We start from the raw sequence: 14,360 nt of genomic DNA on the forward strand, positions 1-14,360 counted from the left end.
GAAGGACGAGTACAACCACCACCGCCGGCACTCCTCGCTCGGCTACCTAACCCCAGCCGAGTACGCTCGGCAGTGCACCCATCAAATGGAAACCGGCGACTCACAGAACGTCCGGACCGAATGAAGGGGGCGGCTCACTGGCACTGAAAAGTCGCACGCCTGATGCCTGAGGGCCGGGTTCCGAAGAATTCTTCAGATGAGGAGGCCGGCACCTCTTCGACCGACCCCGGAGGCTCGAATCTGAAGTTCTCTTCGGTTTCCCATGTCGACTCGTCACCGCAGCAGTCGAACGTCACCGATTCCGAAGAATCCTTCGGATTTCAGCTGCTCATCTGCCACGCTGGAGCCGTGGCCACCACACGCGCAGTCTCCTCTGCCGCGGCGCTGATGAAGATCAGCGATCGCGTCCGCGCCATGCGTAAAGAGCTCCTGCTGACCCAGCAGCAGCTCGCAGACCTGGCGGGAGTCTCGGATGCGACCGTCCGCCAGATCGAGCGCGGCACCGGCAAGAGCACCCTGAAGTCAGTGCTCTCCGTCATGGAGGTGCTCGGCCTCGAGCTCGAGGTCACCGGCTGACGACTCCTGCACTCGAAGACCTGAAGCGCGTCACCACCGCGGACGTCTACAAGGGCGGCGTCCCAGCGGGGACGGGATCGCCATTGCGGCTCAGTCCTCCAGGCTCAGCTCCACGTCCCCGACCCACGGCTCCGCGAATCCTTCGTACGTCCCGTCCTTGAGCGCGATGGCCAGCCACTGGTCCACGTAGTGCTTGAACACCTCGTCGCCCTGCGGGAGCATGTACCCCTTCTGGAAGTAGTCGAAGGGCTCGTCCGGGTTCGCGGCGCACAGCTCGGGGTACTCGTGGTCGATGTAGAGCACCTCGGAGCGGTCCGTGGTCATCACGTCCGCCTCACCGGCCGCGAGAGCGTCGAACACCGTGAGGTTGTCGTGCGTCAGTAGCTCGCCCTGCGGGTAGTGCTCCCGCGCGAACTTCTCGTTGGTGCCGCCCTCCGGGAAGATCGACCGCACACCCGGCTGATTGATCTCCGCCACGGTGTCGTACTTCTCGACGTCCTCGCAGCGGGTGATCGGCGTCTTGCCGTCCTCCTGCGTGGGCACGGTGAAGTACACCTGCTCGGCACGTTCCGGGTTCAGGGAGATGCCCCCGACGGCGACGTCGCACGCCCCCGACGTGTAGTCGTCCATGAGCGTCTTCCAGCTGGTCTTCACGAACTCCGGCTCCACGCCCATGGTCTCGGCCAGGTCGCGGGCCATGTCCACATCGATGCCCTTCCAGTCGCCGCTCTCGGTCTGCTCGGTGAAGGGCGGATAGTCACCGGTGGAGCAGACGCGCAACGTGCCGACCTCCTTGATGCGGGTGAGTGCGGAGTCGACGACGGTGGCGGTGGCGGGTTCCGATGAGCTGCCCGCATCCTGCGCCGTGCCGCAGGAGGTGAGGGTGAGCGTCAGGACGACGCCGAAGGCCGCCGTCGCGAGTCGGCAGCGGGTGGGGCGGAAGGTCATGATCGGCTGGCTCCCTCGACGACGGCATGTGAGTCCCGTCACCGTAGCCCAGCACCACACGCCCCCACCGCCCCGCGTACGACAAATACACAACACTCGCCTTGCGTATCTCACTGAGGTGTGCCTTACTGGTTCTCGGACCCCCGCCGGAAGGACCCCCATGGCCCACGCCTCCACGCACCCCGCCCATCCGCTGCCGCCCGTGACGCCCCGTCGTCTGCTGCTGGCCCAGCGACTGCTCCGCGGCGAGGGCTCCGTCGAGGTCACGGCCTTCCGCGCCGGCGAGACGCTCATGACGGCCGTCCACGGCGTGAGCGCGGACGGCCGCCTCGTGGTCGCCCACGTCCCCAACCTCCTGGGGTCGCTCGGCGCGTTCCACACGCTCGCGCCGCTCGACGTGCGCGTGGACGTCCTGCGCGACGCCCTGGACCTCACGCTCCCCACCCGCCTGGCATCCGTGCATCTGCTCGGCACCCTGCGCTGGTGCCGGGACTCGGCCGAGGTCGCGGAGCTGAAGCTGCGCGGTCGCGTCGCGGACCTCGTGGCCGACGTCGGCCCGCGGGTGCGCGTGGGCGTCGTCGAGACCCAGCGGATCCTGCTGCACGACGTCGACGGCGTCGCCGTGTTCTGCTGCCACACCCTGCCGCTCACGTCGCGCGGGCTCGTCGACCAGGCCGAGCTCGCAGACCTGGCGGATGACGTGCTGGGCACCGCCCCCGAGGTGCTCGCGGACCTGGCCGACGCCGTCGCCCTGGGCCTGCTGCCGGGCGAGAGCACCCCGTTGCAGGTCGACACCGAACCCCTGTCCGAGTCCCCCGCCCACGCCCTCGACGTGGACGAAGCCGGGGTGACCCTGCTGCGCGTCCGCGACGGCGAGACCACCGCGGTGCACGTGGCCCTGCCCGGTGCAGGCCGGCTCGACCACAGCCCCCGGCACGCCTGGCGGCGACTGCTGGACGCGATCCCGGCGCGGGTCGCCCACCCCTGAGGGGCGGCGTCAGTCGATCGTGTAGGTGGCGCAGGTGGCCACGTCCGTGACCTCGATGCCCTCGGCGGTGCAGGCGAGGTCGACGTTGTAGGTGCACTCGAGGCGGTGGCACGCACCGACGGTCGAGGCGCCCTCGGTCACCGGGCGGCGGACGTCCAGCTGGACGAAGGTGCCGCAGCCGGGCGTTCGGTCGGAGCCGGCGACGGTGATGGCCAGGGCGTTGCAGGACGTCCCGGCATTGAAGGCGCAGGCACTGGCGGCGCAGGTGCGGACGGCGGTGGTCATGGCGTGATCCTCCCGGTTCGGGCCCGCCCCGGGCTGGGACGGTGCTGCTGGAATCGAGATTACTCCGGCCCACGAATAGCACAAGAGGGGTGAGCCTTAGTCGATAGGCAATTAGCGCAAATGCATTTTGCGCATTGTCGCGTGTCGTATGGACCGACGTCGTGCCCGCCGGCCGCCCGGAATCTTCTGCATCTCTGGCCCTTCTGGCGACCACGCGCCCACTCAGAAGGGTCAGATGCGCAGACGATCCGCCGTCCCCGCCTCCTGAGCAGCCCCGGCAGCCCCGGCAGCCCCACCACCCTGGCCGAGTCCGCCCCGCGCCCCTAGCGTGGGGCCATGAGCACCCATCGCCTGTCCTCCACCGCCCTCGGGTTCGCCGCCGGACTGGGCACCGCGGCCGCTGTCACCGCAGCCCGCAAGATCGCCCTCATGGGCGCCGTGGGGAAGGGCCACCCGCTCAAGCACCGCCTCCTGGACGCGGCATCTGGCCTGGTCCAGCCGAAGTACCCCATGGGCGCGATGAGCACCTATCTCAACGGACTGCACTTCTACGCCGACGACCTCGGCCGACAGGTCGAAGCCAGCCACTTCTGCATCCACCTGCGCCACGACCTGCACCAGTGCGTGATCTTCGACCGCAACGCGCCGGACGCACGGCTGATCGGCATCGAGTACATCATCAGCGAGGAGCGGTTCCGCAGCCTCCCCGACGAGGAGCGGCGCCTGTGGCACAGCCACCACTACGAGGTGAGCTCCGGCGCCCTCACGGCCCCCGGGGTGCCCGAGCTGGCCGAGCACAGTTACTTCGAAGACCTCATCCACACCTACGGGAAGACGTTCCACACCTGGCAGTACGACCGGGACGACTTCCCGTACGGCATCCCCCAGCTGATGATGGGCCTCACCGGCGACGGCCAGGTGGACGAGGCCCTCCTGCGCGCCCGGGACGAGCGCGTGGGCGTGGACACCGCGGCCAAGCGGCGCAACCGCGCGGACATCCCGGTCCCGGACGTGGTGACGGGGGCGAACAGCTGGGAGCGCGGGCGGGTCGTGCAGACCACGCTCGAGGAGCGCCCGGTGCGGGGCCGCGACGACTGAGGGCGGCATCGTCGGCAGGGCGCCGTTTCCCGAACGACAGCGGTGCGACACGCCGCCGTTTCCCGAACGAAAACGCTCGGCGGGCCGGCGCCGTCATCCGGATCGGGCGGGGGCGCCCCGCGAGGGACAGTACGTCCGCCGCACGTGTCGCGGCAGCGAGAACGCTGGGCTCAGACCTTCCCCTTGAGCAGTCGGTGCCAGTAGATCCGGGGCTGGCCGAAGCGGTCGAAGGCCGCCGTGCTCTTCCGCGGCTTCGTCATGTCCACGCCGGGGATCGACCGGTCCTCGGAGCCGTCGCGGACGTGCTCGTCCAGGACCAGCTCGTCCCGGCTGACCATCACGGGGATCACGGTGTAGCCGTCGTACTTCTGGAGCGGCTTCCCCGCGTCCGCGGCCTGGATGTTCTGGGTCAGGATCTTGACCTGCCGGCGCAGGGCTCCGCCGGAGGGCCGTGTGCCCAGGGCGGCGGCGTCGCCCAGCGCCCACACGTGCGGGTGCACGGGATGCCGCAGGGTCGCGGGATCCACGGCCGCCAGGCCGGCCTCGCCGTCGTCCGCCAGGCCCGCCTCGGCGATGAACTCCGGGGCCCGCACCACGGGCGTGATGTACGCGGCCGCGACGTCGGTGATCCGCTCACCGGTGTTGAGCACCACCTCGCGGGCCTCGTGGTCCACGGCGTTCACCTCTGCGTCGGCGTGCACACGGATGCCGTACCTCGCCACGGCCTCGGCCAGAGCGGGGTCGATGGTCTGCCGGTCCAGGATCCGGCCGTACGGGGTCACCAGGCGGACGTCCACGTCCGGCAGGATCCCCGTGCGCTCCCACGCCGCGCAGGCCAGGAACAGCGCCTTGAGCACGGTGCCGCCGCACGAGGAGGGCTCAGCCGGCACATTCGCCACCACACGGTCCCCCGCGGCCACACGCGACAGCAGCGCCCGGGCGGCGTCCACGTGCTCGGGCACGTGCGCACTCGCCGCCCATCCGGCGGCGTAGGCCTCACGCAGCCCGTCGATCGCACCCCACCACGGGGTCAGCCCCGGGCAGAGCACCAGGTGGCGGAAGCCGACGGTCAGCCCGGTGCTCGTCACCGCGGTCCGTTCCTCGGCGTCCACGGCCACGACGTGGTCCGGGATCCATTCGACCCCGTCCGGGATGACGGCCCGCATCGGCCGTTCGAACCGGGCCATGTCCGCCTGCCCGCCCGCCGCGTAGTTCAGCATGGGCCGGTAGCGGTGCAGCTGTTGGCCGTCGACGATGGCGACCCGCCCCTGCCGCTTCCGCCGCAGTGCGGCGGCCAGGGACACGCCGGCGTTGCCGCCACCGACGATCAGGATGTCGTACTGCTCTGTCACGTGGTCCTCCGTGGGGTGACGGGGTCAAGGAACGGTACGTCCGCCCCCGCAGACGTGCTCCGCGGCAGACGGGACGTGCTGCCCATCCTCCACTGGGGGCCGGAGCCGGCGCTAGCCCGTAAGGCCCAGCAGCCGCAGCTGGTCGGCGTACTTGCGCATCCCGACCTCCACGGCCTGCGGGTTCTGCGTGTACCAGTCCAGGTGGGTCTGCCGCAGCTGCTCGGCCGGGACGGTCTGTCCGGCCACGGTCCAGTCCTCGGTCGGCTCGGCGTCGAGGTCGAGGGCCTCCACCACGACCGCCTCGAGGGGCGCGCGCACCCCGCCGAGGAGCACGCGGGAGGCGGGCACGGGCTGGACGGCGACGTCGCCCGGCAGGTGCCCGGCCACGCGCTCGGCCACGCGGGTCAGCAGCGTGTTGGTCGGGTGGTTCACGGTGTAGAAGCCGACGCCCCGCTCCGCCGCCACCAGATCCGCCATGGACAGCGTCCCCTTCGCCTCCTCCCTCGCCCGCAGCGCCTGCACGGACGCGGCCGCGGCCTCGCGGATCGCCGCCGGCGCCACCTCCCGACGACGGCCCGTCGCCGCCTCGGCCAGCACGCGCAGGTCGTGGTACGGCACCACGGGCGGGTCCTCCCCCGGCCGCTCGGCCGCCCCGGGCGCGAACTTCCAGTTGCGGAGGGTGACCTGCCAGGGGAAGCGCGAGACGTCGTACACCACGGGGATCCGCACCACGGCGGCGTCCTCGGGCAGCCGGGCCACGAGCTGGTCCGTGCCGATGGGCATGCCCCGGTAGTCGTGGGGGATCGGCTGGGTGACGAGCGCCTTCACGCGCGGCAGCAGCCGCTCCAGGTGCTCGACCTCGTCCGGCTGGACCTCGAAGGCGGGCGGCACGCGCACGCTCACCAGGTCCGCCCCGTGCAGCGGTGTGCCGGGCTCCCCGCCGAGCAGCCGCCGGTAGGACTCGCCCTGGCAGTTGCCCCACACCAGCAGCAGGTCGCCCTCGGGCAGGTCTTCGAGCCCATAGAAGTGGCCGTAGTGCCGGCGTCGTCCCTCGTCCTCGTGCACGCCTGCGTCCTCTCTCCTCAGCCGTCCTCGCGCCGGATCCAGTCGACGCCCGTCTTCCCGAACCACCAGGCCAGGAACGCGGAGAGCGCCGCGAAGTCCAGTTCGTCCAGCTCGCTCATCGGCCCTCCCGTGCTCCGTCCTGCCCGCGATTGTGCCAGCCCCGCGGACACCGGCCCGCTCAGCCCCAGCCGCCCCACCACGCCTCGAGGACCGGCACGGCGGCCACGGGCGCCCAGCCCAGCCGGGAGGCGGGCACCCGCCACACCCGCGCCGTCCCGCCCCGCCGACGCCGCCACCGCGCCCGGGCGCACGTCAGCACGGCGAGCACGTCGCGCTCGGCCCGCTCGCCCGGCTCGCCCAGCACCTCCACGCGCTCGACGCCGGCCCGTTCCAGGCGCAGCAGCCACGCGGCGACGGCGTCCGCGTCAGGCCGGGCTCCGGCCGCGGCGGGCCGCAGCGGCATGCGCACGTCCACGGACCAGTCGGGCACCGACCGCACGGCGTCGAGGTCGCCGCGCGCCGGCGTCGGCGGCAGGTCCTCGGCCGCCGCCGCGCCGCCGTCGGGCTCGCCCAGCAGCCGCACGCGGGGGTCGCCGAGCGCCCGCGTCGCCGCCTCGTCGAGGCCGCCCACGACGCCGACCCGCGCCCCCGGTGCCGCGCGCAGCACGGCGTCCACCGCCACCACGGCCGCCGCCGCGCCGTCCGCGCCCTCCGGCACCCGCACGCGCGCCTCGACCCGCAGCGGGCCGGCCAGGGACAGGCCGTGGCCGCGGGCCGTCGTCGCGGGGATGCGGGAGGCGAGCACGAGCGCCTCGCGGGCCTTCACCCGGGCAGCCTCGGCGGCGTCGCCGCGTCCACCGAAGTCGGCGCCGGCCTGCCACGCCACGGCATCCGGTGCGTGGCGCAGCACCGCCCCCACGCGCCACAGCCGATGCGCCAGCTCCCAGTCCTCCCCGCCGTAGCCCACGAAGGCGGGGTCGAAGCCGCCCGCGTCCTCGTAGACCTCGCGCGCCACCGTGAGCACGGCCGAGATGACGTACCGGTAGCCGGTGGAGTCGGCGCGGCGCAGGTCGTCCGTGGCGCGGTACCCCTCGCGCAGCCAGGCCGGCTCGGCCAGGCGGGCGTCCGCGGGCACCTCGTGCCCGGGCCGCCATCCGTGCGCCCAGGCCCGTTCCAGCCAGGCCTCGGCCAGGTGCCGCCGCCGGCCCACCACCGCGGCGTCCCGGGGCGCCTCGGCCACCGCCGCCAGGGCCGCGGCGAGGTACCCGGGCTCGGGGAGCATGTCCCCGTCGAGGAAGGCGAGCACGTCGCCGTCGGCCGCCTCCGCCCCGAGCGCCCGGGCCGCCGAGGCGCGGAACCCGCGGTCCGGCTGGCGCACGGTCACCACGTCGAACGGCAGGCCCGGGTCCACCCGGGGCGGGACGGGCGAGCCGTCGTCGGCCACCACGAGCTGCAGCCCGCCGGTCAGGCCGCGCTGGGCCGCGAGCGCGGCCGTGAGCCGGTCGAGGTCCGCCTGGGCCCGGTAGTAGGGCACCACCACGGAGACGGCGGCGCTCACGTCCACCTGTGCACGCGGCGGAGCACGTCGAAGAGCATCCGCGCGCAGTCCTCGGCCCCGGGCGAGAGGTCCACGCCGGGGCCCAGCCACGTGCGCTCGGGGGCCTCGACCGCCTCGGCGATCGCCTCGGCCATCGCGAAGGCCGGCGACCCGTTCGGGTGCACGAGCCGCAGGGTGCCCGGTCGCAGGCGCGCCATCTCCTCCGTGTAGCGGCCGGCGGAGGCGATGGCCCGCCGCCCCACCGAGGTCCACGCCGCCAGGGACCCGGACGCGGACACGTTGCGGTGCGCCGCGAACGGGATGCCCGCCGAGAGCAGGGCCGCGTCCGCGAACTCGTCCGGCACGAACCCGGTGACGCGGAACTCCAGGCCGCGCGCCTCGGCGTCGCGGGTCAGCTCCGCCACGAGGTCGTCATGCCCGGCGCTGACGGGTCCGAGCGCCGTCAGCCGGCGCGGCGCCCCGGAGTCCGGGCCCCACTGGCGGTGCAGCTCGGTGAGGGCCTCCAGGGCGAGGGCGTGCCCCTTGCCCGGGTAGACGAAGCCGAAGAGCACGAGGTCCCGGTCGAGGCCGGCCATGCTCTCCGGCACCACCGGCTCGGCGCGGGCGGCCGCGGCCCGGCGGTCCTCCACGGGCAGCGGGACCACGTCCGCGGCCACGTCCACCAGGTCCGCCAGCAGCGCCCGCTCGTGCTGCGAGGAGACCACGACGCAGTCCACCGCCTGGGCGAGCCGCGCGTATGCCTCGCCGCGGCGGCGGTAGCGGCCGTCGCCCTCGGCGGGCTGCGGGATGTCGTGCAGGGTGAGCGTGGTGCCCTCGGGCAGGACGTCGACGAGCAGGTCCGCGGCGGCGGTCGCGGTGGGGCCGAACAGCGCGTCCGTGACGTCCAGGTGCACGGCGGCGCCCAGCGCTCGCGCCTCCTCCAGCACGGGCACGAGGCCCCGGAACGCCGCGACGTCCTCCGCCGTGAGCAGCTCCACCTCGGCGCCCACCCGACGGAGGGCGGCGGCGGTCTGCCGGCCATGGCGCACCACGCCGTGCTCCGGCGCGCCCACGGTCACGTACAGCACACGTCCCTGCGGCTGCGAGTCCACGTCCACGATCCCCTTCACCTGCGGCGGCGCTCCTCGACGCGGCGGCGCGCCGGAACGGACAGGATGCCGCTGCTCCGATTCTCCGATCCTGCCCTGACAGACTAGATTCCGCGACCCCCGACCCGGGACGGGGACACGCCGCCCGCGCGGCGTCGCATCCCCCAGGTCAGGAGGCCCTCCCCCGTGAGCATCACCGTCCAGCACGTGCCCGCGCAGCACCCGTACACCCGCGCGATCCGCCCCCTCGACCCGGGCGCCGCGCCGGACGTGGAGTTCCTGCCGGACCCGCCGGTGCCGGGCGCGCCCGCGCACCAGTGGTGGCCGCCCCGGGCCCTGCACGCGGAGTGGCTGGCCGAGCACCGCCCGGACGTGCTGCACGTGCACTTCGGCTTCGAGCACTTCAGCCCCGCCCAGCTGGCCGCCGCCCTGGACGCGCAGCACGCGCACGGGGGCGCCGTCGTCGTGACCGTGCACGACCTCGAGAACCCGCACCTGACGGACCAGGGCCCCCACCGAGACCGCCTGGCCGTGCTGCTGGGCCGCGCGGACGCCGTGCTCACGCTCACCCCCGGCGCCGCGGCGACCCTCGCCCGCGACTACGGCGTGCGCGCCCTCGTGGTCCCCCACCCGCACATCGTCCCGCTCGAGGACCTCGTGGCGCAGGGCGACGACGACGCCCCCGGCGCGCTGCCCCCCGACGCGTCCGACGACGGCGACGGCGCGGCCGCCCCCGCCCGCCTGCTGGTGCACGCCAAGGACCTGCGCGCCCAGGTGGCCCCGGTGGCGCTGCTGCCGGTGCTCGCCGCCGCCGTCGCGACGCTGGCCGACCGCGGCCTCGACGCGCGGGTGACCGTGGAGGTCCAGGACACCGTGCAGGACGAGGACGCCCTGGCCGCGCTGCGCGCGGGCTGCGCCCACCACGGCTTCGAGCTGTGGCAGCACGACCGGCTCGACGACCCCGCCCTGCACGCGCTGCTGCGCGACGTGGACGTGTCCGTGCTGCCGTACCGCATCGGCACCCACTCGGGCTGGGTGGAGATGTGCCGGGACCTGGGGGTGCCGGTGGCCGTCGCGGACATCGGGCACATCGCGGACCAGTCCGGCGCCTGGTTGACCCCCGACTCGCTCGCCGCGTTCGACCCGGAGGATCCCGACTCCCTCGCCGACGCGCTCGAGACGCTCGTGCGCGCCCGCGCGCGCACGGCCCCCGCCGATCCCGCCGCCCGGGCCCGGCAGCGCCGTCGCGTGGCGGCCGCCCACGTGGCGGTCTACCGCGAGGCCCTCGCCCGGGCGCGCGGAGCGTTGCCGAGCGTGTCCGTGCTGGTCATCACGGGGCACCGGGACGAGCACCTGGCCCGCGTGATCGCCGGGCTGGAGCGCTCTCACCGCCGCCCGGACCAGGTGGTCGTGGTGTTCATGGGCCAGCCGGACGGGCGCGTCCCGGCCACGGACCTGCCCGTCACCGTGGGGCACGTGGCCGCCGACGCCGGCCTGCCCCTGGCGCAGGCCCGCAACCGCGCGGCCGAGCTCGCCACCGGCGAGATCCTCGTCTTCCTCGACGTGGACTGCATCCCGGCCGCCGAGACCGTCGGCGTGCTGGCCACCGAGGTCGCGGCCCACCCCGGGTCCGTGGTGATGGGCCGGCCCCGCTACCTGCGGCCGGGCTGGACCCGCGACGTCGGGGAGGCCGACCTGACCTCGCATCGCGCCGACGCCCTGCTGCGCCGCCTCTCCGTGCCCCACCGGGCGCGCGCGCACCTGACCGCCGGCCCCTCGGACGAGTGGCACCTCGTGTGGACGCTGATCCTGGCACTGCGGCGCGCGGACCTGGCCCGCATCGGCGGTTTCGACGCGGGCTTCACCGGCTACGGCGCCGAGGACACGGACCTGGCCTTCCGCGCCCGCGACGCCGGCCTGACGCTGCGGTTCAGCCCCGCCGAGGCGTTCCACCAGCACCACGGGGTGATGACCCCGCCGCTGCACCACCTCGAGGACATCCTGGTCAACGCCCGCCGTTTCCGGCAGGTGCACGGCCGATGGGCCATGGAGGGGTGGCTGCGCGCGTTCGCGGATGCGGGGCTGATCGCGTGGGACCCCGAGGGCGAGCGGCTCGAGCTGCTGCGTCACCCGACGGAGGCGGAGCTGACGGCCGCCCGCCGCGACGACGCCGCGTACTGAGTGCCCCGACGGTCGGGGGCGAGCGCGGGCCGGACTCAGCCCAGGGCGCCCTCGATCGCCGCCTCCCAGCGCCGCCGGTACTCGTCCGGCGCCACGAGCAGCAGGCCCGCGAGCCGGTCGGCGGCGGCCGGGTCCGCGAGGGCGCCGCGCACCGCGCCGGCCCAGTCCGCGTCCGGGTCCTCCCACGCGCACCACGGCACGCCCGCGGCCCGGTGGATCTCGCGGACGAACACGCGCTGCTCGTCGAACGGCCGCGGTTCGGGGGCGAGCACCACGGGGCGGCCGGAGCGGGCGGCATCCACCACGGCGTTGTGCCCGGCCGAGACCACCACGACGTCGGCGTCCGCGGCCCGGCGGGCCGGCGCCTGGACCCAGCCGTGCAGCGTCACGGTGGTGGGCATCGCCTCCGCCGCGAGCCCGCCCGGCGCCTCCGGCTCGCCCACCCCGGCGATCGGGCCGTACACCTCCCACGTCGCCTCCGGCACGGCGGATGCCGCCCGGGCCAGGTCCGCGGCCCGCACCCCGCCGCCGCCCGTCCCGGCGATCACGGCGACGCGCGGGGCGGCGCCGGCGGACGACGTCGTCGTGGCGCGGGCGCCGAGCCGGCCGGTGACGTCCGCGACCCCGAGGTAGGCGACCCGGTCCGCGTGGGCGGCGCGCCAGGCGGGGACCTCGAGCTCGGCGGCGTAGTGGGCGAAGAGGCCGTCGGCCTCGGCGTACACGAGGGCGTGCGCGGGGTCGGTGCGCTCGCCGTGCATGCGGCGGTGCAGCACAGGCCAGCCCGCCAGGCGCAGGAACAGGGCCGCCTCCACGGACACGTCCACCACGCACACGTCCGGCTCCACCCGCTGCGCCGCCGCGTGGAGGGCGTCGAAGCGAGCCCGGATCTCGGGCCCCACCGGGGACCAGTGCAGGGGCGAGCGCGCCGGCTGCTCGTGGCCGGGCACGAGGTCCGAAGGCAGCGGGATGACGGGGACGTCCGCGGGCAGCAGTGCGGCCGCCCGGGGGTGGGCGGTCACGACCGTCACGTCGAACGCCCCGGTCGACGCCAGGCCCGCGGCGTGCCGCATGTGCCCCGCCCCGTGCTGGTGGGCGTAGTAGAGGACCCGCCTGCGGGCCGGGGCCATCAGAGGGACTCCAGGTCCGCCGCCTCGGCGGACGGGCGCGGGACCTCCCGGGGGTCGAACCCGTACGCGTCCTCGGCGGCGGCGAGGTCGCGGGCGTCCTCGGCGGCCTGCTCGAGCAGGTCCACGTAGCCCTCCACCATGGTCTCCGCGCTGAACCGGCAGGCCCACGCACGCACGCGTCCCCGGTCCTTGCGGCGGGCGTGGCGGATCGAGACCGCGAGCTCCTGCGCCGTGTGGTGCACGGCCAGCGCGCCGGCCTGCGGGGCGACGATCTCCCCCATCGCGCCGCTGAGCAGCGCGGCCACCGGCACGCCGAGCGCCATGGCCTCGACCACGGCGAGCCCGAACGGCTCGGCCCACAGGGGGGTGGCCAGGAAGACCTCGCCCGTGGCGAGCATGTGCGGCAGCGCGTGGTGGTCGAGGTGGCCGTGGTAGACGGTGTCCGGGCCGAGCCGCGGCACGACCTCGCGGGCGTGGTACTCCTCGTCCGAGATCGGCCCGGCGAAGTGCAGCTCCATGCCCGCGATCCGGGCGGCGTCGATCGCCACGTGCAGGCCCTTCTCCGCCGTGATCCGGCCCGACCACACGGCGCGGCCGCGCACGGGGACGGCGTCGGAGACCCACTGGTGCAGCTCGATCCCGTTGGGCACCACATCCACCCGCGGCAGCCGATGCTGCCAGGCCAGCGCGTTCGACGCGGACACCGAGGCCCACCGGTGGTGGTCGGGAGCCGTCCAGCCCGGGGCGTCGACGACAGCCAGCACCTCCGCCAGCGTGGCCGGCGTGTGCAGGACGGTGACCACGGGGCGGGCGCGCAGCAGCTCGAGCGGCGCCGGGGAGAGGGAGTTGTTCAGGACGGCGTCGGAGTCGTCATCGAGGATCAACGCGCAGGCCCGGCGGGCGGCCTCCTCGCGCACGCGGGCGCCCGCGCGGCCCGGGCCGGCGCCCTCGGCGGGCAGCACGGCGACGACGTCGCCCGGCACCCGGGTGCCCTCCCGCGCGTAGACGGTGACGTCGTGGCCCCGGCGCACGAGGTGCTCCACGGTCATGGCCGTGTGCATCTCCAGCCCGCCCTCGTAGGGCGAACGGATGGGGTGGAGCATGTGGGTGAGCACGCTGATGCGCATCGGCGTCCCCTTCCCGGCCCGGGCCGGGCCGAACGGCCCCGTGCGGGGCGGCAGAAGCGCGACTGACCTGCGGTGAGACGACCGCATCACGTCCGCGCTGACGTACCCCGGCACTGTAGACACCCGGGGGGTCCCCCCGGAAGCGCCGGCCCCCCTCCCGGGGGTGAGGGCAGGGCAGGCGCTCACGCCCCCGTCACGAGAAAGTCCCGGCCCGCGACCTCGAGGATCGCGGACCGGGACGGTCCGTGGAGCTAAGGGGAATTGAACCCCTGACCTTTTCATTGCGAACGAAACGCTCTACCAACTGAGCTATAGCCCCAGGTCGTGCCCTCCCGCGGGAGTGCACCGGACCATCATACGCCCGACGCCCCCGATCCTCCAATTCGGCGACGCCGCGCGGCGACCACGCCGAGCACCACACCCGCCAGATCCGCGACGACATCCACCGGGTCCCCCGTCCGCAGCGGCACCCACGCGTGCTGCACGAGCTCGCTCACCGGCGCGTGCACCGCGAACGGCAGGGCCCACCACCCACTCTGCCCCCGCGCGACGGCGAGGAACGCGGGCAGCGCGAACACGGCCGCGTGGATCGCCTTGTCCAGTCCGGGCACGGTGAACCCGGCCTCCGGCACCTGCTCGCCCGGCAGGTACAGCACCACCAGCTGCACCACGACGGCGACGGTCAGCGCCGCCGTCAGGGCGCGGCGCCGTCGTCGGGAAGCGGGGGTGGAGGGAGCGGCCGGGGAGCCGGAAGGAACGGTCATCCGCCCATTCTGTCCGGCTTCTGCGCCGGGCACTCATGGTCCCCGCCCTGCTGAAAAGGCTTTATGTTTTTGCCATTTCTGCGCCGACCATGTGATGATCGCGCCATCCGGGTGGGCTCGTTCCGCCAGGATGCCGGTGTTGACAGCGCCGCCCAGGGCCGAGGGACCGCGATGGCTTGAGCAGAGAGCTCGCCGTTCGTGGA

At 74.4% G+C, this 14,360-nt stretch carries 13 protein-coding genes, 1 tRNA gene and 1 pseudogene; 5 read left to right on the forward strand and 10 right to left on the reverse strand.

Translation table 11 applies throughout. The annotated features are described in order from the left end of the window. Both DE149_RS08160 and DE149_RS08165 read left to right on the forward strand, forming a co-directional pair. Positions 1 to 124: pseudogene (locus DE149_RS08160) on the forward strand (IS3 family transposase); the annotation flags it as partial. Positions 125 to 348: 224 nt separating this feature from the next. Beyond that, entirely contained in the window at positions 349 to 576 is a 228-nt protein-coding gene (locus DE149_RS08165; protein WP_223247472.1) for a helix-turn-helix domain-containing protein, read from the forward strand. A gap of 90 nt (positions 577 to 666) precedes the next feature. On the opposite strand, the gene DE149_RS08170 is transcribed toward DE149_RS08165, so the two are convergent. Continuing rightward, positions 667 to 1,524, reverse strand: coding sequence for a transporter substrate-binding domain-containing protein (locus tag DE149_RS08170; protein WP_041102639.1), 858 nt, complete (start codon positions 1,522 to 1,524; stop codon positions 667 to 669). A 160-nt stretch (positions 1,525 to 1,684) separates the two neighbouring features. On the opposite strand from DE149_RS08170, the gene DE149_RS08175 reads away from it, so the two are divergent. Beyond that, positions 1,685 to 2,512 (forward strand): hypothetical protein, encoded by an 828-nt coding sequence (locus DE149_RS08175; RefSeq protein WP_113914314.1) that lies wholly within the window; start codon positions 1,685 to 1,687, stop codon positions 2,510 to 2,512. Between the two features lie 9 nt (positions 2,513 to 2,521). Here the strand turns inward: DE149_RS08175 and DE149_RS08180 are convergent, their stop codons facing one another. Continuing rightward, positions 2,522 to 2,797, reverse strand: a complete 276-nt coding sequence (locus tag DE149_RS08180) for a DUF1540 domain-containing protein (RefSeq protein WP_113914315.1) — start codon at positions 2,795 to 2,797, stop codon at positions 2,522 to 2,524. A gap of 336 nt (positions 2,798 to 3,133) precedes the next feature. Between DE149_RS08180 and DE149_RS08185 the strand changes: the two genes are divergently transcribed. Then, on the forward strand, positions 3,134 to 3,895 hold the full coding sequence (locus DE149_RS08185; protein ID WP_113914316.1) for an OBAP family protein: 762 nt from the start codon (positions 3,134 to 3,136) through the stop codon (positions 3,893 to 3,895). Between the two features lie 170 nt (positions 3,896 to 4,065). On the opposite strand, the gene DE149_RS08190 is transcribed toward DE149_RS08185, so the two are convergent. The 4 genes from DE149_RS08190 to DE149_RS08205 form a co-directional block, all read right to left on the reverse strand. Beyond that, a complete protein-coding gene (locus DE149_RS08190) occupies positions 4,066 to 5,247 on the reverse strand; it encodes an NAD(P)/FAD-dependent oxidoreductase (protein ID WP_113914317.1) in 1,182 nt (393 codons plus the stop codon). 111 nt (positions 5,248 to 5,358) lie between these two features. Continuing rightward, positions 5,359 to 6,312, reverse strand: a complete 954-nt coding sequence (locus DE149_RS08195; RefSeq protein ID WP_113914318.1) for a WcbI family polysaccharide biosynthesis putative acetyltransferase — start codon at positions 6,310 to 6,312, stop codon at positions 5,359 to 5,361. A gap of 178 nt (positions 6,313 to 6,490) precedes the next feature. Continuing rightward, on the reverse strand, positions 6,491 to 7,870 hold the full coding sequence (locus DE149_RS08200; RefSeq protein ID WP_231866248.1) for a glycosyltransferase: 1,380 nt from the start codon (positions 7,868 to 7,870) through the stop codon (positions 6,491 to 6,493). Beyond that, positions 7,867 to 8,979, reverse strand: a complete 1,113-nt coding sequence (locus DE149_RS08205; RefSeq protein WP_113914319.1) for a hypothetical protein — start codon at positions 8,977 to 8,979, stop codon at positions 7,867 to 7,869. The genes DE149_RS08200 and DE149_RS08205 overlap by 4 nt, the downstream gene beginning before the upstream one ends. Positions 8,980 to 9,144: 165 nt before the next feature. On the opposite strand from DE149_RS08205, the gene DE149_RS08210 reads away from it, so the two are divergent. Then, positions 9,145 to 11,139, forward strand: a complete 1,995-nt coding sequence (locus tag DE149_RS08210) for a glycosyltransferase (protein WP_113914320.1) — start codon at positions 9,145 to 9,147, stop codon at positions 11,137 to 11,139. A gap of 35 nt (positions 11,140 to 11,174) precedes the next feature. On the opposite strand, the gene DE149_RS08215 is transcribed toward DE149_RS08210, so the two are convergent. From DE149_RS08215 to DE149_RS08230, 4 genes are all read right to left on the reverse strand, one after another. Continuing rightward, positions 11,175 to 12,266: a glycosyl transferase gene (locus DE149_RS08215; protein ID WP_113914321.1), complete on the reverse strand. Its 1,092-nt coding sequence runs from the start codon at positions 12,264 to 12,266 to the stop codon at positions 11,175 to 11,177. Further along, positions 12,266 to 13,393, reverse strand: a complete 1,128-nt coding sequence (locus DE149_RS08220) for a glycosyltransferase (RefSeq protein ID WP_113914322.1) — start codon at positions 13,391 to 13,393, stop codon at positions 12,266 to 12,268. Before DE149_RS08220 ends, DE149_RS08215 begins: the two co-directional genes overlap by 1 nt. Before the next feature lie 246 nt (positions 13,394 to 13,639). Continuing rightward, a tRNA-Ala gene (locus DE149_RS08225) sits at positions 13,640 to 13,712 on the reverse strand. Between the two features lie 34 nt (positions 13,713 to 13,746). After that, positions 13,747 to 14,157, reverse strand: a complete 411-nt coding sequence (locus tag DE149_RS08230) for a VanZ family protein (protein WP_036313457.1) — start codon at positions 14,155 to 14,157, stop codon at positions 13,747 to 13,749. Positions 14,158 to 14,360 lie beyond the last annotated feature (203 nt).

The sequence above is a fragment of the Micrococcus sp. KT16 genome (assembly GCF_003315015.1).
In the GTDB taxonomy this organism is placed as follows: Bacteria; Actinomycetota; Actinomycetes; order Actinomycetales; family Micrococcaceae; genus Micrococcus; species Micrococcus luteus.